General features: G+C 68.5%; 22 protein-coding genes and 1 pseudogene. 22 read left to right on the top strand and 1 reads right to left on the bottom strand.

What is annotated here, in order from left to right; all coding sequences use genetic code 11:
- Nucleotides 1–26: 26 nt before the first annotated feature.
- On the bottom strand, nt 27–410 hold the full coding sequence (locus GBA63_RS10790; RefSeq protein ID WP_166175979.1) for a cupin domain-containing protein: 384 nt from the start codon (nt 408–410) through the stop codon (nt 27–29).
- A gap of 147 nt (nt 411–557) precedes the next feature.
- On the opposite strand from GBA63_RS10790, the gene GBA63_RS10785 reads away from it, so the two are divergent.
- From GBA63_RS10785 to pilM, 22 genes and pseudogenes are all read left to right on the top strand, one after another.
- A complete protein-coding gene (locus tag GBA63_RS10785; RefSeq protein ID WP_166175977.1) occupies nt 558–983 on the top strand; it encodes an RrF2 family transcriptional regulator in 426 nt (141 codons plus the stop codon).
- 274 nt (nt 984–1,257) lie between these two features.
- A complete protein-coding gene (locus tag GBA63_RS10780; protein ID WP_166175975.1) occupies nt 1,258–2,472 on the top strand; it encodes an MFS transporter in 1,215 nt (404 codons plus the stop codon).
- The gene (locus GBA63_RS10775; protein WP_166175973.1) at nt 2,472–6,131 is read left to right on the top strand and encodes a nitrate reductase subunit alpha; all 3,660 of its coding nucleotides are present in this window, start codon (nt 2,472–2,474) and stop codon (nt 6,129–6,131) included. Before GBA63_RS10780 ends, GBA63_RS10775 begins: the two co-directional genes overlap by 1 nt.
- On the top strand, nt 6,131–7,861 hold the full coding sequence (gene narH / locus GBA63_RS10770) for a nitrate reductase subunit beta (RefSeq protein ID WP_166175971.1): 1,731 nt from the start codon (nt 6,131–6,133) through the stop codon (nt 7,859–7,861). Before GBA63_RS10775 ends, narH begins: the two co-directional genes overlap by 1 nt.
- Nucleotides 7,858–8,316 (top strand): annotated as a pseudogene (gene narJ / locus GBA63_RS24345) (nitrate reductase molybdenum cofactor assembly chaperone); the annotation flags it as partial. The gene narH and the pseudogene narJ, both read left to right, overlap by 4 nt.
- Nucleotides 8,317–8,521: 205 nt before the next feature.
- Nucleotides 8,522–9,301 carry a respiratory nitrate reductase subunit gamma gene (gene narI, locus GBA63_RS10760; protein ID WP_166175969.1) on the top strand — a complete coding sequence of 260 codons (780 nt, stop codon included), beginning with the start codon at nt 8,522–8,524 and terminating at the stop codon, nt 9,299–9,301.
- An 18-nt stretch (nt 9,302–9,319) separates the two neighbouring features.
- Nucleotides 9,320–9,844, top strand: coding sequence for a hypothetical protein (locus GBA63_RS10755; protein WP_166175967.1), 525 nt, complete (start codon nt 9,320–9,322; stop codon nt 9,842–9,844).
- 34 nt (nt 9,845–9,878) lie between these two features.
- Nucleotides 9,879–10,196 carry a hypothetical protein gene (locus tag GBA63_RS10750; protein ID WP_166175965.1) on the top strand — a complete coding sequence of 106 codons (318 nt, stop codon included), beginning with the start codon at nt 9,879–9,881 and terminating at the stop codon, nt 10,194–10,196.
- 67 nt (nt 10,197–10,263) lie between these two features.
- On the top strand, nt 10,264–10,869 hold the full coding sequence (locus GBA63_RS10745; RefSeq protein ID WP_166175963.1) for a thioredoxin domain-containing protein: 606 nt from the start codon (nt 10,264–10,266) through the stop codon (nt 10,867–10,869).
- A 106-nt stretch (nt 10,870–10,975) separates the two neighbouring features.
- A complete protein-coding gene (locus tag GBA63_RS10740) occupies nt 10,976–11,428 on the top strand; it encodes a vitamin K epoxide reductase family protein (RefSeq protein WP_166175961.1) in 453 nt (150 codons plus the stop codon).
- Nucleotides 11,425–12,054 carry an SDR family NAD(P)-dependent oxidoreductase gene (locus tag GBA63_RS10735; protein WP_166175959.1) on the top strand — a complete coding sequence of 210 codons (630 nt, stop codon included), beginning with the start codon at nt 11,425–11,427 and terminating at the stop codon, nt 12,052–12,054. Before GBA63_RS10740 ends, GBA63_RS10735 begins: the two co-directional genes overlap by 4 nt.
- Before the next feature lie 387 nt (nt 12,055–12,441).
- Nucleotides 12,442–12,765, top strand: a complete 324-nt coding sequence (gene mihF, locus GBA63_RS10730) for an integration host factor, actinobacterial type (RefSeq protein ID WP_166175957.1) — start codon at nt 12,442–12,444, stop codon at nt 12,763–12,765.
- Nucleotides 12,750–13,331, top strand: coding sequence for a guanylate kinase (gene gmk, locus GBA63_RS10725; protein WP_166175955.1), 582 nt, complete (start codon nt 12,750–12,752; stop codon nt 13,329–13,331). Before mihF ends, gmk begins: the two co-directional genes overlap by 16 nt.
- Complete coding sequence (gene rpoZ, locus GBA63_RS10720; RefSeq protein WP_166175952.1) at nt 13,315–13,692, top strand: DNA-directed RNA polymerase subunit omega; 378 nt, start codon at nt 13,315–13,317, stop codon at nt 13,690–13,692. The genes gmk and rpoZ overlap by 17 nt, the downstream gene beginning before the upstream one ends.
- An 11-nt stretch (nt 13,693–13,703) precedes the next feature.
- Nucleotides 13,704–14,795, top strand: coding sequence for a bifunctional phosphopantothenoylcysteine decarboxylase/phosphopantothenate--cysteine ligase CoaBC (coaBC, locus tag GBA63_RS10715; RefSeq protein WP_166175950.1), 1,092 nt, complete (start codon nt 13,704–13,706; stop codon nt 14,793–14,795).
- A gap of 32 nt (nt 14,796–14,827) precedes the next feature.
- Nucleotides 14,828–16,036, top strand: coding sequence for a methionine adenosyltransferase (metK, locus tag GBA63_RS10710; protein WP_166180063.1), 1,209 nt, complete (start codon nt 14,828–14,830; stop codon nt 16,034–16,036).
- A complete protein-coding gene (locus GBA63_RS10705; RefSeq protein WP_166175948.1) occupies nt 16,037–18,289 on the top strand; it encodes a primosomal protein N' family DNA-binding protein in 2,253 nt (750 codons plus the stop codon).
- Between the two features lie 5 nt (nt 18,290–18,294).
- A complete protein-coding gene (gene def / locus GBA63_RS10700; RefSeq protein ID WP_166175946.1) occupies nt 18,295–18,792 on the top strand; it encodes a peptide deformylase in 498 nt (165 codons plus the stop codon).
- A gap of 7 nt (nt 18,793–18,799) precedes the next feature.
- Nucleotides 18,800–19,147, top strand: coding sequence for a formyltransferase family protein (locus tag GBA63_RS10695; protein WP_166175944.1), 348 nt, complete (start codon nt 18,800–18,802; stop codon nt 19,145–19,147).
- Nucleotides 19,144–19,719, top strand: coding sequence for a methionyl-tRNA formyltransferase (locus GBA63_RS10690; protein WP_228282545.1), 576 nt, complete (start codon nt 19,144–19,146; stop codon nt 19,717–19,719). The genes GBA63_RS10695 and GBA63_RS10690 overlap by 4 nt, the downstream gene beginning before the upstream one ends.
- Nucleotides 19,720–19,892: 173 nt before the next feature.
- Nucleotides 19,893–20,507: a PglD-related sugar-binding protein gene (locus GBA63_RS10685; RefSeq protein WP_166175940.1), complete on the top strand. Its 615-nt coding sequence runs from the start codon at nt 19,893–19,895 to the stop codon at nt 20,505–20,507.
- Nucleotides 20,508–20,582: 75 nt separating this feature from the next.
- Entirely contained in the window at nt 20,583–21,179 is a 597-nt protein-coding gene (gene pilM / locus GBA63_RS10680) for a type IV pilus biogenesis protein PilM (RefSeq protein WP_166175938.1), read from the top strand.
- Nucleotides 21,180–21,192 lie beyond the last annotated feature (13 nt).

The following is a 21,192-nucleotide window of genomic DNA, read 5'->3' as shown; positions in this document are numbered from 1 at the left end:
GCCGTCCGGCGGTGCGATGGACGGTATCAGCGCTCCCCGCCGCGCGCGATGGTAACCACGCAGACGGAGTCTTCCAGAGCCTCGACCGCGTGCCGCTCGCCGGCGTCGCAGGCGAGCAGCGTCTCGGGTCCGGCCTCTACCTTGGCGCCGGGCGTCGAGAAGCGGACGCGTCCCTCCCTCACGGCCAGAGAGATCGGACCCGGCGCCGCGTGCTCTTCCAGATGGTCCCCCGCCCTCATCACCAGCAACACCACGCTCATCCCGCCGCCCTTGCGAAGCGTGATCGAGTTCCGCCTTCCTTCCCTGAAAGCCTCCTCCCCGCGCAACCTGGCGACCTCCTCCCCCAAATCGAAGCTCTGCAACGGCCCGCTCAACGGACGCCCGGACCCGGGCTGCGGCCTGCTCGACATCTTTATCTCCTCTCGGTCTACGGCGATCACCCCTAACTATGACATAATAAGTGTCAGTATGGAGGGTGCGCGGGCGAACGCTTTCACCCGGGTGGAGGGTGGCGCGGCGGTGTATCTTTGGGAGATGGGAAGCGGAGAACCGGGCTAATGAAGCTCGAGTTATCGAGCGAGGGGCGCTACGCGCTGCGGGCGCTGGTGTATCTGGCGCGAGTTGCGGACCGGGGAGATCTGGTAACGGCCGACAGGATCTCGGCCGAGGCGGTCGTGCCCCGGCGTCTGCTCGCCCGCGTGATGGCGAAGCTCGTGCGCGCCGGCCTGGTGGAGAGCATCGAGGGGAGGGGGGGAGGGTCGCACCTCGCCCTGCCACCCGACAAGGTCAGCCTCCGCGACGCCGTGGAGGCCGTGGAGGGCCCGTTCGAGATCACCCACTGCATCATGCAACAACGACCCTGCGGCCACGGCCGCCCCTGCGCCCTCCACGACGCCTGGACCGAAGGCCAGAACGCCATCCTCCAGGAACTCGGCACAAAGACCCTCGCCGATTTCTCATCCCAGGCCCCGCACTTCCACTAGTGTGGCTTGCAAAGAGGGTGGAACTGTTTGTAGAGCTATCAGCCGCCACCCAAAACCTTACTCCCGCTCTTGACGCCGCGGCCCGGCCGCATTTACTATCACTATATTAGTCATAGTATAGGAGGTGTCTGGGTTGGATGTTGGGGGATCTCTCCGTCGGTATTGGTCTGTTTGGACCAGAGGGTTGGGCAAATCTTCTCAGGACGCGGCTCGGGGGAGGGGCCAACATGGGGTTCGGTTGTGGAGGACTTCTTCCCATTAGAGGAGGTGGGGGATGAGCGCGGGTAGTTCGGCCGGCAGGCCGCAGGCCGGGGCGTACCGGGCGTTGGTTTTGGCGACGCTGGCGTTCGCGTTGTGTTTCTCGGTGTGGGGGCTGATAGCGCCGCTCGCGCCGCAGTTTCAGGAGCTGTACCGGCTCTCCAGCTTCCAGATCAGCGTCGTAATCGCGACGCCGGTTATTCTGGGTTCGCTGTTTCGGATCCCGCTCGGCCTGATCACGGACAGGTTCGGCGGCAGGATCGTCTTCTCCGCGTTGATGCTCGTCCTCATCGTGCCCGTGGTCTTTATCGGGCTTCTCGGGGCTCTTTCGGGGTTTGCTCTTCTGGGGTTCTTCCTGGGGCTCGCTGGGGCCTCGTTCGCCGTCGGGGTTCCCTTCGTGAACAAGTGGTTCCCGCCGCACATGCAGGGGCTCGCCCTCGGCGTCTACGGCATGGGCAACATCGGGACGGCGATCGCCGCCTACACCGCCCCCGCCATCGCCGCTTTCTACGGCTGGCGGCTGGCGTTCTGGGTCTTCGTGGTGCCGCTTGTGGCGATGGCCGTGATCTTCTACGCCCTCGGGCGGGACGCGCCGAGCACCGGGCCGCGGCCTTCCGTGACGGCCGGGATCTCGCTCTTCCGCCAGGAGGTAATGCCCTGGGTCCTCAGCCTCTTCTACTTCCTGACCTTCGGCGGTTTCGTGGCCCTGGGTATCTACCTGCCCAAGCTGCTCGTCGACCTGTTCGGCTTCACGCAGACCGGGGCTGGCCTCAGGGCGGCCGGGTTCGTGGTGCTCGCGACGCTCTCCCGCCCGATCGGAGGCTGGCTCGCGGACCGGGTAGGGGGGGGCGGGACGCTCATGCTCGTCTTCGCGGGGCTGCCGGTAACGGCGATCATCCTCAGCTTCGAGCCCGGGATCTTCCTCTTCACCATAGGCGCCCTCGCGAGCGCGGTGCTCTTCGGGCTCGGCAACGGCGCGGTCTTCAAGCTCGTCGCCGAGTACTACCCCGGCAAGACGGGCGCCGTGACCGGCGTCGTCGGGGCGGCCGGCGGGCTCGGCGGGTTCTTCCCGCCGCTCGTGCTCGGCATCGTGCGGGACGCCACCGGGGCTTACACCCTCGGGTTCATCTTTCTGGCGATCTTCGCTATCGGGTGCCTGATCGTCAACGCCATGTTCGTTCGTAAACGTCCGTCGGGTGCCGGCGCGGCCACGGAAGGAAGGGTGAGGTAGTGGCGAAGACCACCAACCCCCTGCTCAGGAACCTGCAGTATTTCAGGAGGGGCGAGAAGCGGCCGGGCGAGCACTCCGAGTTGAACGCGCGGGACCGGGAGTGGGAGCACGCCTACCGCCAGCGGTGGCAGCACGACAAGATCGTGCGCTCCACCCACGGCGTGAACTGCACCGGCTCGTGCTCCTGGAAGGTCTACGTCAAGGACGGGATCATCACCTGGGAGAGTCAACAGACCGACTATCCCTCGAATGGCCCAGACATGCCCGAGTACGAGCCCCGCGGCTGCCCCAGGGGCGCCTCTTTCTCCTGGTACACCTACTCCCCGATCCGCATAAAGTACCCCTACGTCCGCGGCGTTCTCGTCGAGATGTACCGCGAGGCGAAAGCCCGTACCGGGGACGCGGTAGCGGCCTGGGCCTCGATCGTCGAGGACCCGGAGAAGGCCAGGGCTTACAAGGTGGCCAGGGGCAAGGGCGGGCTCGTCCGTTCCGCGTGGCCCGAGGTCGCGGAGATCATGGCCGCCGCGCACGTGTACACGATAAAGAAGTACGGCCCCGACAGGGTCATCGGCTTCTCCCCGATACCCGCCATGAGCATGGCCTCCTACGCGGGCGGGTCGCGGTTCATGTCCCTGATCGGGGGCACCATCCCGAGCTTCTACGACTGGTACGCTGACCTCCCGCCTTCCTCGCCCCAGATCTGGGGCGACCAGACGGACGTCCCGGAGTCCGCCGACTGGTGGAACGCCTCCTACCTCATGATGTGGGGCTCGAACGTCCCCATAACCCGCGCCCCCGACGCCCACTTCATGACCGAGGCCCGCTACAAGGGCCAGAAGACGGTGGTCGTCAGCCCCGACTACTCCGACCACACCAAGTTCGCCGACCACTGGCTCCCCGTCCAGCCCGGCACCGACGGCGCCCTCGCCATGGCGATGGGCCACGTGATGCTCAAGGAGTTCTACGTGGACCGCCAGGTCCCGTACTTCCAGGACTACGCCAGGAAATACACCGACCTCCCAATGCTCGTGACCCTCAGGGAGCGCGAGGGCGGCGCCCCCGTCGCGGACCGCTTCTTGCACGCCAAAGACCTGGGCGAGACTTCGGAGAACGCCGAGTGGAAGACCGTCTTCGTCGACGCGAGGAACGGGGAGCCCGTGGTGCCGAACGGCTCGATGGGTGACCGCTACGGCGCCGAGGGGATGGGCAAATGGAACCTGGAGCTCGGCGAAGCCGACCCCGCGCTCACGCTTCTGGGCCGCCACGAAGAACTCGTCGAGATAGACCTGCCCCGCTTCGACGCCGGCGACGACGAGGGCGGGACCGTGATGCGCCGCGGCGTGCCGGTCCGGCGCGTCGGCGGGCACCTGGTCACGACCGTCTACGATTTGCTGCTGGCCCAGTACGGGGTGGGGCGCGAGGGTTTGCCGGGTGAGTGGCCGGAAGGCTACGACGATCCCGAGCCCTACACGCCGGCGTGGCAGGAGGAGATCACGGGCGTTGACGCCGGGCGCTGCGCCCGGATAGCCCGCGAGTTCGCCCGCAACGCCGAGAGGAGCGAGGGCCGGTCCATGATCCTGATGGGCGCGGGCACCAACCACTGGTATCACTCGGACCAGATCTACCGCTCCATGCTCGCCCTCGTCGTCCTGTGCGGCTGCCAGGGCAGAAACGGCGGCGGCTGGGCCCACTACGTCGGCCAGGAGAAGGTCCGCCCCATCACGGGCTGGTCGACCCTCGCCTTCGCCTTCGACTGGGCGAGGCCCACGCGCCACATGGCCGGCACGGCCCTCTGGTACCTGGCGAGCAGCCAGTGGCGCTACGACACCTTCAAGGCCGACGAGTTCGCCACCCCGCTCGGAAAGGGGAAGCTGGCCGGCAAGCACATGGCCGACTGCGTCGCCCTCTCCGCCCGCCTCGGCTGGCTGCCCTCCTACCCGAGCTTCAACCGGAACCCGCTCGATCTCGTAGACGAGGCCGAAGCCGAGGGCATGGACCCGAAGGAGTACGTGGTGCGCGAGCTCAAGGAGGGGCGCCTCCGGTTCGCCGCCGAGGACCCCGACGCGCCGGAGAATTTCCCGCGCGTCCTTACCCTGTGGCGCTGCAACCTGTTCGGCTCTTCCAGCAAGGGCCACGAGTTCTTCTTGAAGCACCTGCTCGGCGTTCCAGACGCGGCCGTCCGGAGCGAGGAGACGCCTCAGGAGATGCGCCCGGAGGAGGTGGTCTGGCGGGATTCGCCCGAGGGTAAGATCGACCTTCTGACGACCATAGACTTCCGCAAGAACGGCTCGTCTCTGTACTCGGACATCGTGCTGCCGACGGCGACCTGGTACGAGAAGCACGACATCTCCTCGACCGACATGCACCCGTTCGTTCACCCGTTCAACCCGGCCATAACGCCGCCGTGGGAGGCGAAGAGCGATTGGGACATCTTCAACTACGTCGCCGAAGCGTTCTCCAGACTCGGCAAGAAGCACCTGGGGATTAGAAGGGACCTGATAGCCGCCCCCCTGCTCCACGACACGCCGGACGAGCTGGCCCAGCCGTCAGGGAAGGTCCTCGACTGGAAGAAGGGCGAGTGCGAGCCCATCCCGGGCAAGACCATGCCCAAGCTCGTCGTAGTCGAGCGGGATTATGGTGCGGTCGCGGAGAAGATGACCGCAATAGGGCCCGCGGTCGAGAACGTCGGGATCGGGGCCAAGGGCAACCTCTGGAAGCCGCACCAGGAGATCGAGTATTTAAAGGGACGCAACGGGACCGTGCGCCGCGGCGTCGGCGCAGGGAGGCCCGAGATCAAGAGGGCCGACCAGGTGTGCGAGGCGATACTCGCCCTCTCGGGCACCACGAACGGCCGCATGGCGGTAGAGGGTTTCGGGCAGATGGAGGAACGGACGGGGATGAAGCTCGCGGACCTGGCCGAGGAGCGGGGCGAGGAGCTCATAACCTTCGCCGACATAGTCTCCCAGCCGCGCAAGGTGATCGTCTCCCCCGAATGGTCCGGCACCGAGAGCCGCACCCGCCGCTACTCGCCTTTCACCATAAACGTCGACCGCTCCATCCCCTGGCGAACCCTCACGGGCCGCCAGCAGTTCTACGTCGACCACGAGTGGATGCTCGAGTACGGCGAGGGCCTACCCGCCTACAGACCACCGATGCGGATGGCCAAACACCTGGGGGACATCAGGGAGGGAAACGGCAAGGCGGAGGTCGTGCTCAAGTACCTGACGCCGCATTCCAAATGGTCCATACACTCCGAGTTCCAGGACAACCTGACCATGCTCACGCTCTTTCGGGGCGGGCCGACGATGTGGATCAGCGACAGGGACGCCGCGAAGATGGGCGTGAAGGACAACGACTGGGTGGAGGCGTACAACCGCAACGGGGTGGTCGCGGCGCGGGCCGTCGTCTCCCACCGCATCCCCGAGGGGACCACGATCATGTACCACTCCCAGGACCGTCACCTGAACGTGCCCATAAGCGAGGTCTCCGGCACCCGCGGCGGCACGGAGAACTCATTGACCAAGATCTACGTCAAGCCGACGCACATGATCGGGGGCTACGCCCAGCTCTCGTACTTCTTCAACTACTACGGCCCGACGGGCTCCCAGCGCGACGAGCTGACGGTGATCCGCAAGCGCGAGAGCGAGGTGGTCTACTAGTGCGCGTCAAAGCCCAGGTGGCGATGGTGATGAACCTGGATAAATGTATCGGCTGCCACACCTGCTCGGTTACCTGCAAGAACGTCTGGACGAGCCGCGAGGGCACGGAATACCAGTGGTGGAACAACGTCGAGACCAAACCGGGCGTCGGCTACCCGAAGCTCTACGAGGACCAGGAACGCTGGAAGGGCGGCTGGACTCTAGGCAAGAACGGCAAGCTCGAGCTCAAGGCCGGCGGCAAGCTCCGCAAGCTCGCCAACATCTTCTTCAACCCGGACATGCCGTCCATAGACGACTTCTACGAGCCCTGGACCTACGATTACGAGACGCTCACGAACGCGAAACAGAGCGAGCATCAGCCCGTGGCAAGGCCCATCTCGCAGCTCTCCGGCGATCCCATAGACTTGGAGTGGGGGCCGAACTGGGACGACGACCTCGCGGGCGCCCCCGAGACCGCCTCGCTCGACCCGAACATCCGGGGCGAGCTTGAGGAGTCGGTGCGCTTCGAGTACGAGAAGGTCTTCATGATGTACCTGCCGCGCATCTGCGAGCACTGCCTGAACCCCTCGTGCGTCGCGTCGTGCCCTTCCGGCGCGATGTACAAGCGCGAGGAGGACGGGATCGTGCTGGTAGACCAGGAGCAGTGCCGCGGCTGGCGCTACTGCGTCTCCGGCTGCCCCTACAAGAAGGTCTACTTCAACTGGGATTCGGGCAAAGCGGAGAAATGTACGCTTTGCTACCCGCGCATAGAGACGGGGCAGCCGACGATCTGCTCGGAGACCTGCGTCGGTCGCCTGCGCTACATAGGTCTCGTCCTCTACGACGCCGACGCGGTGGAGGGGGCCGCTTCGGTGCCCGACGAGAAGGACCTGCTGGAGGCCCAGCGCGGCGTGTTTCTGGACCCGAACGACCCCGGGGTCGTCGAGCAGGCGCGGTTCGACGGGATTCCGGACGACTGGGTCGCGGCGGCGCAGCGGTCCCCGATCTACCGCCTCGCCATAGAGTGGGGCATCGCCCTGCCGCTCCACCCGGAGTACCGCACGATGCCCATGGTCTGGTACGTTCCCCCGCTCTCGCCGGTCATGGGTTTTGTGGAAGGGAACGGCGCCGAGGCCGACCCCGACGACGTCTTTCCGGCCATAGACGAGCTCAGGATACCGATCCAGTACCTGGCCAACCTCCTCTCGGCCGGCGACGAGGAGGTGGTCAGGAGGGTGCTGAAACGCCTGGCGGCGATGCGGGGCTACATGCGGGAGAAGAACCTCTCCGGTCTCGGGGACGCCGAGGTCGCATCGGCGGTCGGGATGGGGCCGCAGGAGATCGAAGACATGTACCGCCTGCTCGCCATCGCAAAGTACGAGGACCGCTACGTCATCCCGCCCGCCCACAAGGAGCTCGCCGCGGAGCTCTACGAGCAGCGCGGCACGGCCGGCCTCCAGTTCGCCGGCGGCCCGGCCGCCGCCTCCGACGGCGGACACCGCAACGACGCCTACTCCTCCTGCAGCCTGGACTTCGCCGGCGGACCTGGTAGCTGCTCCTCTTCGGCCGAAGCCGGCGCATTTGGCGGGACGCGCAACGAGGGTTTCTACGCCATGAAGGACGAGCTGGAGAAGAAGGCCAGGGAGCTGGGCGGGAAGGTGCGGGCGCCAAACGTGCGGCTCTTTACGAGCAAGAAGGACTTCGAGGCGTTCCACCTCAAGGGGCGCGGGCCGAAGGGGGCGGGCGCGTGATCTTCAAGCTCCTCTCCATCCTGCTCCGCTACCCGGACGACGAGGTGCTGGCTTATCGCCAGGAGATCTCAGCCGCCGCCCACGACCTCCCGCCGTCGCCCGCGAAGGACGCCATCCTACCGTTCCTGGCCTACTGGGAAGAAGAGCCCCCGTCGCGCCTGCAGGCGACCTACGCCGAAGTCTTCGACTTCAAACGACGGGGCTGCCTGTACCTCAGCTACTACCGTCACGGCGACGCCCGCTCCCGCGGCCGGGCCCTCGCCGACATGAAAGAGGCGTACTCCCGGGCAGGGTACCCGCTCGACACGACCGAGCTGCCGGACTACCTCCCGCTCCTGCTGGAGTTTGCCTCGGAAGCCCCGGAGGAGGGGCTGGCGATGCTCGCCGGGAACCGGGCGGCCATAGAGGTCATCCGGCGCTCCCTCGTCCACGACAGGAGCCCTTACGCCCATCTCGCCGACGCGCTCGACTTCTTCCTGCCCGCGCTCGACGAGGGGACCGTCGCGGAGATGAGGAAGCTCATAGTGCAGGGCCGCCGCAGGAGAGCGTGGGGCTCGAGCCCTACTCGGCCGACGCGGCGCCCGGAGAGCCCTTCGGCGACGACGGCGCTTTGGGTGGCGTTGCTCCGATCGGCAACGTCGTCTTTCACGGGAGGAAACGATGAGCCTCTGGAGCCAGTTCTTGTGGGTGATCTTCCCTTACCTGGCCCTCGTCACGTTCGTACTCGGGCACGTCTACCGGTACGTCTACGACCAGTACGGCTGGACGCCGAAGTCGAGCCAGCTACTGGAGCGGAGGCTGCTCATGTGGGGCGTTTTGCTCTTTCACTGGGGGTTCCTGTTCGTCCTCGGGGGGCACGTGATGGGGCTGCTCGTGCCGATCGGGGTCTACCGCGCGATCGGGGTCTCGGACCACAACTACCACCTGCTCTCCCTGTGGGTGGGCGCCCCGGTCGGGATCGTCGCGATGGCCGGCATCCTCCTGTTGAACATCCGCCGCTGGTTCATACCCCGCATCCGGAACAACACCGAGACGATGAGGTTCGTGACGGACGGGTTGCTCCTGGTGGTGGTCTTGCTCGGCCTCGCGGCGACCATCGGCTACCGCGTCTACGCCAGCCAGTACGAGCTGCAGGGGGAGTTCGAGTACAGGGACACCGTGGGCGCGTGGTTCCGCAACCTCTTTTTGTTCCGGCCCGAAGCCGGCCTCATGGTCGGGGTGCCCCTCATATTCCAGCTTCACGCTATCTCGGCCTTCGTTTTGTTCGCGCTGTGGCCGTTCTCGAGCCTGGTTCACGTCTTCAGCGTGCCGCTGGGCTACCTGCGCCGCGGCCACGTCCAGTACCGCAGCTCCAACCCGCGGGCCACCCTGGCGCGCGAGAGGGCCAACAAGTCGGGCAAGAAGCCCGCCGGCGTCGAGCAGAGCCGGCGCGTCGAGTGAGGGCCCGGGGGTAGGCGCGTGTTCCGACGCATCCGGGAGAGGACGAACTGGAGGGCCGTGGTCGTGGGCTGGGCCGTCGCGATCGCGGCCGGCATCGCGCTCAACCTCGTGTTCGAGGCGGCCCACGTCTTCCTGTTCGGCGGAGAGGCTTTGAGCGCCGCGAGCCCCACGACGGGGGTCGTCGCGATCTCGCTCGTCTCCGGCTTTCTGGCCCACTTCGCCGGCGGGTACGTGGCCGGCAGAAAAGCCCGGGTCTCGGGCGGGCTGCACGGCGCGATGGTCGCGATACTCGGCTTCGTCTTCGTGGTCGTCGCCGTCGCGGTGGTCTCGGCCATCCTCCTCGCCACCGCCGGTATAGTGCTTGTAGAGGGTGGGATACCGCTCCCCTCCGTGACGCTCGGGTTCGCCGGCGGTGCCCTGCTCGCCAGCCTTGCGCTTCTCGTTCTGAACCTGATCGGGGGCTTTTTCGGCGGGGCGCTTGGCGAGTGGGAGAGGGGGCCGGTCGGCACCTCCGGGGGCGCGACGAGGACCCCCGCGGAGTAGAATGAAGGAGCACGAGCATGGGGGATGGGCCACCTTGATCCAAACTTGCACGGTTACGCGACAGCGGCCCGCGACCCCACTCCCGCGACCGTTTATCCTGGCGGCGGTCCTGCTTGCTTTCGCCCTCTTCTACCCTTACCTGGACGCGGCCGGCCTCTGCGGCGAGGCCGGCTGCCCCCACTTCCTCCAGTCGCACGCCCCGGCCTCCGCCGAGCTGCCCTCGGCCACGCTCGCCGCGGTCGCCGCGGTCGCCGCGCCGCCCCTGGTCCGGTCCTTCGGCCCGCGGCCCGCCTCCGACCGGAGGCCCGCCCAGGTCTACGCCGATCTCGAGCCTGAGCCTCCCCGCCCGTAGGGGCGGGGCTTTCAGACCCCGCCTGACCGGTACGGCTCAAGGAACGGGAGAAAGGTGCGGACGGGACATGCGGAAAGAACGACAGGACGGGGCCCGAAAGAGGCCCGGAAGGCCCGGGAACGAAGGCGGAAGGCAGAACAACACGCGGCTGCTCGTCATGCTGGGGATCGGCGCGGTCCTGGTGGCCGGGCTCCTCGTGGCGCTGAGCGCGCTCGGCGAGGGCCAACAGGAGGACCTCGGCGCCATACCGCAGAACGGGACCACGCTCGGCAACGCTGACGCCCCGGTCACGATACGGCTCTACGAGGACTTCCAGTGCCCGGCGTGCGGCCAGTTCGCCCGCGAGACGCTGCCGGGGGTCGTGGACCGCTACGTGAGACCGGGGGATGCGAAGCTGGTCTCCGAGACGCTCGCCTTCCTGGGGCCGGACTCGGTCCCCGCCGCGCGGGCCGCCCTCGCCGCGGGGAGCAGGACCTCTACTGGCAGTACGCCGGCCTGCTCTTCGAGAACCAGGGCGCCGAGAACAGCGGCTACGTCACCGACGAGTTCCTCATCGGCCTGGCGCAGGAGACGGAGGGGCTCGACGTCGCGCGGTGGCGGGAGGCGCGGGACGACGCGTCCATCGAAGAAGAGCTCGGGGCCGTCCGGCAGAGGGCAAACGAGGCCGGCGTGAACAGCACGCCTACCCTGGTGGTCTCGGGACCGGAAGGCGAGACGATACTGCGCGGCGCGGTGCCGATAGAGGAAGTCGACCGGGCGGTGGAAGAGGTGGGAGGGTAGTGGGCGCCCGCGGGGGGCATCCGGGCCTTCGCGTCGGGCTCGCCCTGCTCGCCGCCGGCGGGGTCGCGATCAGCGCCTACCTCACCTGGTCCCACCTCGGCGGCACGGCCCCGGTCTGCGTCGGCGGGTCGGGCGGCTGCGAGGCGGTCCAGGCAAGCCGCTACTCCGAGATCCTTGGCGTCCCCGTCGCCGCCCTCGGTCTGGTCGCCTACGCCGGGTTGCTGCTTTCGGCCGTGTTCAAGGGCGAGACCGCGGCACTCCTCGGTCTCTTTATCGCCCTGGTCGGCACCCTCTTCAGCGCCTACCTCACCTACCTCGAGTTCCTCGTGATCCGGGCGGTCTGCCAGTGGTGCGTGGCGAACGCCGGGATCGTGGTCGCCTGCCTCGCCCTCGGCGCCCTACGCTTTCGCGACACGGGTACGCCCGTCCGGGAGACGGCGGGCGGGCGATGAGCGGGACGTTGTCCGGCAAGACCGTGATGGTGCTGGGCGGCTCCAGCGCCTACGGTGGCGCCGCGGCGAGGGCGCTCGGGCGTGAGGGCGCCAACGTTGCCCTCGGGGGGCGAGACCGGCAGAGGCTGGAGGAACTGGAAGCGGAGGTCCGGGCGCGCGGCGGCGAGGCGCTCGTCCTCGGCCTGGACCTCGCCAAGCGCCACCACCCGGCCCACCTGGTGGAGGCCGCGGTGGAGGCTTTCGGCGGTCTCGACGCCCTACTGTTCATGGCTTCCGCCGCCGCCCCGCCCTTCAGCAGCCTCGACGTCGACGCCTGGGAGCGTTCCCTGGACGTGAACCTCAGGGGCTTCATCTACTGTCTCGCCGCAGCCCTGCCCGCCATGCGCGAGCGAGGAGATGGACGCGTGGTCGTGGTCGGCACCGACGACGCCGGTGGGGTGCCGGACCCGCTCTTGCGCGCCTGGCGGTCCGCGGTGAGCACGATCCTCGCGGAGCTTTCCGGCGAACTCTCCTCCGACGGCATCCGCGCCGCCGAGGTCAGGCTAGACGCCCGGCAGGCTCGCGACCCCGAGGAGTGCTCCAAGACGATAGTACGCACGCTGAAGGATCTCGAAGTAGGGCGGTGATCCCCACCCCTACCGACCCTCGGACCGTACTCCTTGACTCGTAAAGAGGCCCGACTTCACGACCAATTACAGCGGTTTGCGGAATGATGTAGCCCATCGCGAACGGGCCACGAGTTGCGGGGGTTTCGAGGTTCCAAGGCTTTTAGGCTTTCAGGGGCGGAGGGTCGGGGCTTCCCCGGGGTTCCGAGACGCACCCCTCAAAACCTCTATGCCTCAAGACCTCAAAACCTCCCGAACCTCCAGGTTCATTCATCATGCAACCCGGTATAGACATCCTTATCAGCCTTCGCCTACTGCGACGGCGGCAAATTGCAGGCTGGTATTCTCCGGGCGTGGACGGGAGGGGCCCTGACGGGGCGGAGGCGCCGATGGTATACTAGCGCGCTGATGCTGAGGCGGGCACCAGAACGGACGGTCGACGAGCGCAAGAACGCGCTCGAAGAGGCCAACAGGGTGCGGTTCGCCAGGGCCGCCGCCAAACGGGACCTCAAGAGCGGGGAGCTGGACATCTACGACCTGCTCATGGACCCGTCCGAGGAACTGCGCGGCGCCAAAGTCGAAGAGATGCTCCTCGCTATGAAAGGTATGGGCAGGATCAAGGTCACGCGCGTGCTGAGGGAGGCAGGGATAAGCCGTTCGAAGACCCTCGTCGGCCTCACGCACGGGCAGCGGGACCGGCTACTCGGGGCGCTCGGGTGCGAGGACGCCTGATCGTCGTCTCCGGGCCCTCCGGAGCGGGCAAATCTACCCTGATCCGGGAAGCTTTGGATGCGGTGCCCGAACTGGCATACTCGGTCTCGGCCACGACGAGGGCGCCGAGGCCCGGGGAGGTCCACGGCGAGCACTACGTCTTTCTCTCCCGCGAGGAGTTCGAGCGCTGGATCGGGGAGGGAGAGTTCCTCGAATGCGCCGAGTACTCCGGAAACCTCTACGGGACGCCCGAGGCGAAGGTCGAGGAGCTATTGGAGGCGGGGCGGTCCGTGATCCTGGAGATAGAGCTCCAGGGCGCCCGCCAGGTGCGGCGTAAGAGGCCCGACGCCGTGATGGTCTTCGTCCGCGCCCCGTCGCTGGAAGAGACGCGCAGGAGGCTCTCCGGCAGGGCGACGGAGACGGCCGAGGCGGTCGAGACCCGGCTCGCCACGGCCGTCGGCGAGGTCGCCGCGCGGGACGAGTTCGACTTCGAGGTCGTAAACGGGGACAGGGAGCAGGCCCGCAAAGACATGATAGAACTGATGGAAACCATAATCGGTGGAGGTAGCGATGCTGAACGATCTTAAGATAGACGAGCTTTTGAGCAAGGTGGACTCGCGCTACGGCCTGGTCGTCTCCAGCGCCAAGCGGGCGCGCCAGATCAACGAGTACACCTCGACCCTGGGCCTGAACGACGCCCTCGGCATCCCCGGCCCGCAGGTCCACACCCGATCCCAGCACCCGCTCACGATCGCCATCGAGGAACTCCGCCAGGACAAGCTCGACGTGGTCTTCAAGCAGCAGCCAGAGGAGGTCGAGGACCAGGTCGGGGCCGCAGGCGGCGACGACTTCGTGAGCCCCCCCGGCGGCGCCGGCTCGCCCGAGGCCACTTCCGTGGACTCCGGTGCCCCGGCCGACGACGAGCAGGAGGGCGCGGGCGCGGCCTAGAGACGGCGGCCTTGATCCTGGTTTCCGTCGGCCCAACGGCCGGCGCCCTTCTAGCCCCGGCCATAGCCCGCGAACTGGCGGCGGCCGGCCACGAGGTCGGGGTAATCCTCGAACCGCGAACCGAGCATTTCGTTGGCCCAGGCGCCTTCGCCACCCCGGTACGGGTGGCGGAGGCGCCTTTCGACGTGCCCGAGGCGATCCTATTCGCGCCGGCCACGGCCGGTACCCTGGCGCGCCTGGCCCGCGGCCTGGACGTCGTGCCCGACGGCGTTCTCCGTGGCGGGGTTCCCGTCTTCGTGGCGCCAGACCTCGACCCCGAAACCGCCCGGAATCCAGCCGTCGAGGTGAACCTGGCGGTTTTGCGCGAAGACGGCAGGCGCGTCGTGGTCGGTGATGGGGGAGGGATGGCGGGTGCCGGGGAGGTAACCTCGCGCGTGTTGGGGGGGATGGGTGGTCCGATGGCCGGGCTCCGGGTGCTCGTCACGGCCGGCGGGACGCACGAACCGTTGGACAGCGTGCGCTTTATAGGGAACAGGTCGTCGGGGAAAATGGGCCTCGCGCTGGCGCGGGAGGCGATGAGGCTCGGGGCCGGGGTTCACGTGGTCGCGGCGAACGTGGCCGCGCGGGAGCCGGGGGTCGGGTGGTCGGAAGTCGAGACCGTCGAGCAGTTGCGCGACGAGGTGCTCGCGCGGTCCGGGGGCGTCGACGCGCTCGTCATGGCGGCCGCGGTATCGGACTTCACGCCGGCCTCGCCGGTGGGGGAGAAGATCCGGCGCAGCCACGGGGTTCGGAGCATAGATTTGAAGCCGACGCCCGACATCCTGGAGGCGGTCAGGGAACAGAATCCGGGCCTCTTTGTGGTAGGATTCGCGGCGACGCACGGGGACCCCGTCGCCGACGCCCGCGAGAAGCTCCAGAAAAAAGGCGCCGATATCGTGGTCGGCAACGACATCTCGCGCGAGGGTCTCGGGTTCGGTTCCGAGGATAACGAAGTACACGTGGTTACGCGCGGGGGCGAACGATTCGTGCCAAAGACCTCGAAGACGGAGGTCGCGCGTGAGATCCTGAAAGACGTCCTGGCAGGGTTGGAAGAGGAGAGATAGCGATGGCGGAGCGCACGGCCGGAACTACCACCATGAACGTTGCGGACGATCAGAGGCTCAAGGCTTCGCACCTTTTTACCTCGGAATCCGTCACCGAGGGCCACCCGGACAAGATAGCCGACCAGATCTCGGACGCCATACTCGACGCCGCCCTAACCGACGACCCGGCCAGCCGCGTCGCGTGCGAGACGCTCGTCACGACGGGTCTGGTCATCGTGGCCGGAGAGATCACGACCACGACCTACGTCGACATCCCGACGTTGGTCAGGGAGAAGGTCGCTGGTATCGGCTACACGCGCGCCAAGTTCGGCTTCGACGCCGAGACCTGCGGGATCATAACCACGATAGACCCCCAGTCCTCGGACATCGCGCAAGGGGTGGACCGGGCGCTCGAGATCCGCGAAGACGAGCAGGCCCTCGACGAGATAGGCGCGGGCGACCAGGGCATGATGTTCGGCTACGCCTGCGAGGAGACCCCCGAGCTTATGCCGCTCCCGATCACCCTCGCCCACGCCCTGACCCGCCGGCTCTCCGAGGTCCGCAAGACCGGGATGCTCGACTATTTGCGCCCGGACGGCAAGAGCCAGGTAACGGTGCGTTACGAGGGCGATACGCCGGTAGGCGTGGAGAAGGTCCTGATCTCCGCCCAGCACCGCGACGGGGTGGAGAAGCGCATCAAGGAGGATCTCCTGGAGGCCGTTATACGGCCGGTGATGCCGGAGGAGTTCTTTGACGAGAACACGGTAGACGTCCTCGTGAACCCGACCGGGCGCTTCGTGACGGGCGGCCCGCAGGGCGACACGGGCCTTACCGGGCGCAAGATCATAGTGGACACCTACGGCGGTTCGGCCCCCCACGGCGGCGGCGCCTTCTCCGGCAAGGACGCGACGAAGGTCGACCGCTCGGCCTCGTACGCGGCCCGCTGGGTCGCCAAGAACCTGGTCGCGGCCGGCATCGCGGGCCGTTGCCTGGTCCAGGTCGCCTACGCCATCGGGGTGGCGCAGCCGGTTAGCGTGATGGTCGAGACTTTCGGCACGGCGAAGGTCGACCCGGCCACCCTGGGCAGCCTCGTGATGGAGCACTTCGACCTGAGGCCCGGCGCCATCATCCGGGACCTCGAGCTTCGCAACCCCGTCTTCGGGCAGACGGCCGCCTACGGCCACTTCGGCCGCCGCGAGCCCGGCTTTACCTGGGAGGAGACGACCCGGGCCGACGCGCTTCGCCGCTCCGCCGGGCTGTAGTTGGTCCGCGCCACCGGGCAGAGAACCGGCCGCGCGGCCCGCGGGCAAGAGCGCGTGAGGGTGGCCCTGCTCATCCCGACCCACGCGCTTCCTCCGTTGAGCTACGTCGTCCCCGCCCGCCTGAGGGACGCCGTCCTTCCCGGAACCGTCGTCGTCGCGCCGCTCTCAGGCCGTTCCCGGCTCGGCGTCGTTCTCGGGCCGGACCCCGAGCCGGGGCGCGCGAGCGAGGAGGTCTGCTCCGTTCAGCAGGCGTTGTCCCTGCCGCCCGACCTGCTCGAAACGTGTTTGCGGATCTCTGAGTCTTACGCCATCCCGCTGCCAACCGTCTTGCGGTCTACCTTCCCCCCGGGGCTCGACACGGGCCGCTTCCTCGTCGCCCGTTCGGACGGGGGATCACCCTGGGAGCCCGGGACCATCGTTTCGCGCGCGGAGATCAAGAAAGCCCTGGGCGCGGACGGGCTCCGCGCCGCGGAGGCCGGGGGCGTGATCTCGCTCTCACCCGCCCTGCCGGAACGGAAGACCGTGGAGTGGTCGGTGGTCCGCGGGGGCGCCGAACCGGACCTCGCCCGCGCCCCGCGGCAGCGCGGGGTCTTCGAGGCCCTGAAGGAGGGCGGCGGCGAACTGCCTTCGGTCGCCCTTTTGTCCGGGACGGGGGCGGGCCGGAACGTGCTGCGGGAGCTCGCGCGGCGCGGGGCCATCACGCTAACGCGGCGGCCCGAGCCCGCCCCGCTCTTCGGGACGTCCGGCGGCGATGAGGCCGGGGTAGAGCCGTTTCGCCGGGACGCGGCAAGGGCCGTCGGACGCGGGGGCGCGTTCGTGTGGCGGGTGCCCACGGCCGGGCAGGCCGACGCGGTCGCCGCCGTGGCGCGGGCCGTGGTGGACGAGGGGGAGCAAGCCCTGCTTCTCGCGCCCGAGCGGGAGACGGTGGACGGCCTGGTCCGCCGCCTTCGCCGCGCGCTCCCCGAAGGCCACGCCGTCGCCGCTTACCATGGGGGCCTCGGACGGGACCGGGCCGCCGTCCACGCGGCGGCGCGGGCGGGCGAGGTGGACGTCGTGGTCGGCACCCGCGCCGCCGCGCTGTTGCCGCTCGCCCGGCCCGGGGCCTTTTGCGTAGTGGACGAGCCGGACGGGTCGCACCGCGCCGAGGCCGGGTACGAGGGGCTGGCGGTCCACACCAGGGACGTCGCCGTCGTCCGTGGGCGGGCAGAAGGGGCCGCCGTGGTCTGCCTCTCGCCGGTGCCCTCCCTCAGGCTGTTCGCCGCGGGTGGGAGGGGCCGGTCGAGGGTGAGGGAGCTGCCACCCCGGCAGCCGGCGGGCTGGCCTTCTGTGCGCGTGGTGGACATGCGGGGTTCCGGCTCCGTACTGAGCTCCGTGCTGCTCGACGCCTGCCGGCGGTTCGCGGGCGAGCGACGCGTCGGGGTCATAGTCGACCGGTTGGGCTATGCGGCCGTGGTCACCTGCAACAATTGCGGGGCCGTCGCGCGTTGCCCCGGGTGCGACGTTCCACTCTCCTCACGGGATGGGTCGCGCCTGCCGTCTTGCTCGCGGTGCGGGCGTCGCGGGCCGGGTGGGGAGCGGTGCGCGGAGTGCGGGTCGGATCGCCTGAGCCCGACCGGCCTCGCGGTGGAAAGGGTTCGCGACGAGATTTCGGGGGCGCTCGGGGAGCCGGTGGGCCTGATCACGGCCGGCCGCCGCGAGCAAGACGACTCGCCTGTCGTGGTCGGAACGGCCAGGTGCGTCTTGCGCGAGGAATGGGACGCCGTCCTGATCCCGGACATAGATTCCTCGCTGCGGGCGAGCGGCCTCGGCGCCACGGAGCGCTCGTTTCGGCTGATCTACCGCGCCGCGGAGACCGCCACCGACCTACTCCTGATCCAGACCCGCGTTCCCGAGCACAGCGCGCTGCTCGCGGCGGCCCGCGGAGATTACGAGGCCCTCGCGGCCGAGGAGGTCCCAAGACTGCGCGCGTCGGGCTACCCGCCCTTCGCCCACCTGGCCGTCGTGAGCCTGTACGGGCCCGAGGAAAAGGTGCTGGGTGCGGTAGAATCCCGGTTGCGTCCGGGCCTCGCGCCGGGGGTCGAGGCCTCGGAGCCCGTGGTCGTCTCGCGCGCCGGTGGGCCGCCTTTCTGGCGGGTCTTGCTCCGGGGACGGGAACTCGGCGCGGTCGCCAGGGCCGCGGCCGGCGCGGCCAGGCTGGCGGCCGGGACGCACGGGCTGCGGGTGCGCGTTGAGGTCGACCCAGAGGAGGTATAGAGAGCGTGGCTTTGGAGATCAAGACGTTCGGAGATCCCGTCCTCAAGACCAGGGCCGCCCCTGTCCGCGAGTTCGACGAGACCCTCCAGCGCCTGACGGAAGATATGCTGGAGACGATGCGCGAGCACGAGGGCGTGGGCCTCGCCGCCAACCAGGTCGGGCGGCTCAGGCGCGTGCTGGTGGCCGTCGTGGAGGACGAGGAGTACGCCCTCGTGAACCCGAAGATCGAGTCCTCCTCGGAAGAGACCGAGGTCGGCGGCGAAGGGTGCCTCTCCATTCCCGGTATCATGGTCGACGTCGAGCGGCCCACCGCGGTAACGGTCTCGGGCCAGGACCCTTCGGGCAACCCCATCAGGCTGGAGGCCACCGACCTCCTCGCCAGGGTCATCCAGCACGAGATAGACCACCTGGACGGCGTCCTGATCCTGGACCGCACGGACCGCGAGTCGCGCAAGGCCGCGCTGCGCGAGTGGCGCGAACGCCTGCTCGCCCAGAACGCCTGAGGGCCGCTTGAAGGTAGCCTTCGCCGGAACCCCGGAGTTCGCCGCGACCATCCTCCGCGGCCTAGACGCCTCACCCCACGAGGTGGGGCTCGTGATCTCCCAGCCCGACCCCCGCCGCGGGCGCGGACGCAAAACTACCCAGACCCCCGTCTCGGCCCTCGCCCGAGAGAGGGGACTCCCGCTCCTGCAGCCCCCCCGAATAGGCGACGCGGCCGCCGAGATCTCCGAGAACGACGCCCTCGTGGTGGCCGCCTACGGCCAGATCCTGCGCGCCGGCACCCTGAACGCCGCCCCAATGGCGCCTGGAACGTCCACGCGTCCCTCCTCCCGAAATACCGCGGCGCCGCCCCGATAGAACGCGCGATCATGGCCGGCGAAAGGGAGACCGGCGTCTCCATCATGCAGATGGACGAAGGCCTCGACACGGGACCCGTGGCCCTCCAACGACCCGCCCCCATAGGCCCCGACACAACAGGTGGCGAACTTACCGACGCGCTCGCGAGCATAGGGGCTGAAGCTGTGATCGAGGTTCTGGCCAGCATCGAGGACAGCGGGCTAACCCTGACCGTGCAGGACAGTCTTTTTGCAACGTACGCTTCTAAACTTACGGACGAGGATAAGACTATCAGGTGGGAGAGGAGCGCGGGGGAGGTGCACGATCTCGTGCGGGCGCTGGCGCCCGGGATCGGGGCGCGGGCCTTCCATCCGGATGTCGACGGACCCCTGAAGATCTGGCGCTCCGCGGTAGCGGATGGGGAGCGCTCTGGGACGGAGCCGGGCCGCATACACGCGGAAAACCAGCGTATGCTCGTGGAATGCGGGGTCGGGGCGCTCGAAGTGCTCCAGTTGCAGACGCCTGGAGGAAGACGTGTCAGCGCAAGGGATTTCTTGCTCGGTCGTCGCCTGGAAGGGGCATTCGAGGCCTGAGACTTCCGGGGCTTGGCCGGGGTGGCGGGGGCCGCCGTCAGGATGATGGGATCGGAGCAAGATGCCAGCGGCGGTGCTAAACTGCGACGGTTACGCTGGGCCCACGCTACGGGGAGGAGGCCGAGATCAGAGAGCCCGAAACCGCCATCAACACACCTCAACCGGAGGTCGAGGTGCAGGAAATAGGCCTCGAAGAAGAGATGAGGGTTGTGATCGTCGGGGCGGGGGGCTTCGGGCGGATCGCCCTGGACGTGCTTCTGGCCGGCGGCTTTGGGGAGCGGGTGCTCGGTTTCTACGACGACGCTCACGCGGCGCTTGCCGCGAGGGTCAGGGGGTATCCCGTGCTGGGGGACGTGGAGATGCTCAAGAGCATGCTCTCCGTGGAGCCCGCGCACGTGGTCGTCGCGATTACGGACAACGCGGCCCGGCTGAACATCGCCAACGCCCTGCGGCGCCTCGGCGGCCAGTTCTTCACGGCGGTCCATCCCCTCGCCTACGTCTCGGACGCGGCCACCGTCGGGGGTGGGTGCGTGCTCGCGGCGGGTGCCGTCGTCCACCCAGACGCCGCCGTCGGCAGCCACTGCTTCGTCGGCCCGGGGGCCGCCGTGGACAGGGACTCCGAGGTCGGGGCCGGGGTGTGGGTCTCCGCCGGTTGCGTGGTCGGTCCGGGGGCGCGGGTCGGCGCGCGGGCGGTGCTCGGGCCGAACGCGAGCGTCGGGCGCAAGGCGGAGGTCGGGCCCGGGGCCGAGGTCGAAGGGCAGCGGCACGTGGGTAGGGAGGGGGCTTGAGCCGGGTGTTCGAACCTGGTCCCGATATCCTCTCGGGCGGGCGTTTGCCGCCGGTCTTTCGGGGGCGGTAGCGGCTTGGAGCGCATAAAGAGTTTGGCGAGGGTAAAGTCCGCGGCGATCGGTTTGGACATAGACCGGGGGGCGATCAAAGCCGTCCAGGTCTCTTACCGGGGTGGGGCGTACACCCTCAAGCACGTCGGGTATCACAGGCTGCCGCCCGGGACCATCGTGGACGGGGAGGTCGCCGACGACCAGCTGCTGGCCGAGGAGCTCACCGAGTTCTGGGACGCCCACGCTTTCGGCGGAAAGTCCGTCTTCCTCGGGCTCTCCAACCAGAAGGTCGTGGTCAGGATGCTGGAGTTCCCGCCGATGTCCGCCGAGGACCTCAAGGGCGCCATAGAGTTCGAGGCGGCCGAGCACATACCGATGCCGCCCGACGAGGCCGTGCTCGACCACGTGGTCCTCGGCCCGCGGGGGGAGCCGGGAGAGGGCGACCGCGTGCTGGTCGTGGCCGCCCAGAGGGAGATGGTGAAGCGCTACACCGACGCCGTGCGGGCCGGCGGGCTGCGGCCCGTGGGCGTGGACGTCAAGGCGCTCGCGCTTACCCGCTCCGCGGCGCCGAGCACCTTCTTCGAGGATGGGGGGCCGCGGTCCTGCTCGACGTGGGGGTGAGATCTCGAACCTC

It is taken from the genome of Rubrobacter tropicus, from assembly GCF_011492945.1.
GTDB lineage: Bacteria > Actinomycetota > Rubrobacteria > Rubrobacterales > Rubrobacteraceae > Rubrobacter_D > Rubrobacter_D tropicus.
Note: the sequence above shows the minus strand (reverse complement) of the source record. Positions and strands in the feature narration are given on the sequence as shown.

Bases quoted from the DNA above. Each gene is read 5' to 3' on its own strand.
- GBA63_RS10780 (WP_166175975.1), top strand. From the start codon at position 1,258: ATGAGCGCGGGTAGTTCGGCCGGCAGGCCGCAGGCCGGGGCGTACCGG.
- GBA63_RS10785 (WP_166175977.1), top strand. From the start codon at position 558: ATGAAGCTCGAGTTATCGAGCGAGGGGCGCTACGCGCTGCGGGCGCTG.
- mihF (WP_166175957.1), top strand. From the start codon at position 12,442: ATGCTGAGGCGGGCACCAGAACGGACGGTCGACGAGCGCAAGAACGCG.
- metK (WP_166180063.1), top strand. From the start codon at position 14,828: ATGAACGTTGCGGACGATCAGAGGCTCAAGGCTTCGCACCTTTTTACC.
- GBA63_RS10745 (WP_166175963.1), top strand. From the start codon at position 10,264: ATGCGGAAAGAACGACAGGACGGGGCCCGAAAGAGGCCCGGAAGGCCC.
- narI (WP_166175969.1), top strand. From the start codon at position 8,522: ATGAGCCTCTGGAGCCAGTTCTTGTGGGTGATCTTCCCTTACCTGGCC.
- GBA63_RS10790 (WP_166175979.1), bottom strand. From the start codon at position 410: ATGTCGAGCAGGCCGCAGCCCGGGTCCGGGCGTCCGTTGAGCGGGCCG.
- GBA63_RS10735 (WP_166175959.1), top strand. From the start codon at position 11,425: ATGAGCGGGACGTTGTCCGGCAAGACCGTGATGGTGCTGGGCGGCTCC.
- rpoZ (WP_166175952.1), top strand. From the start codon at position 13,315: ATGCTGAACGATCTTAAGATAGACGAGCTTTTGAGCAAGGTGGACTCG.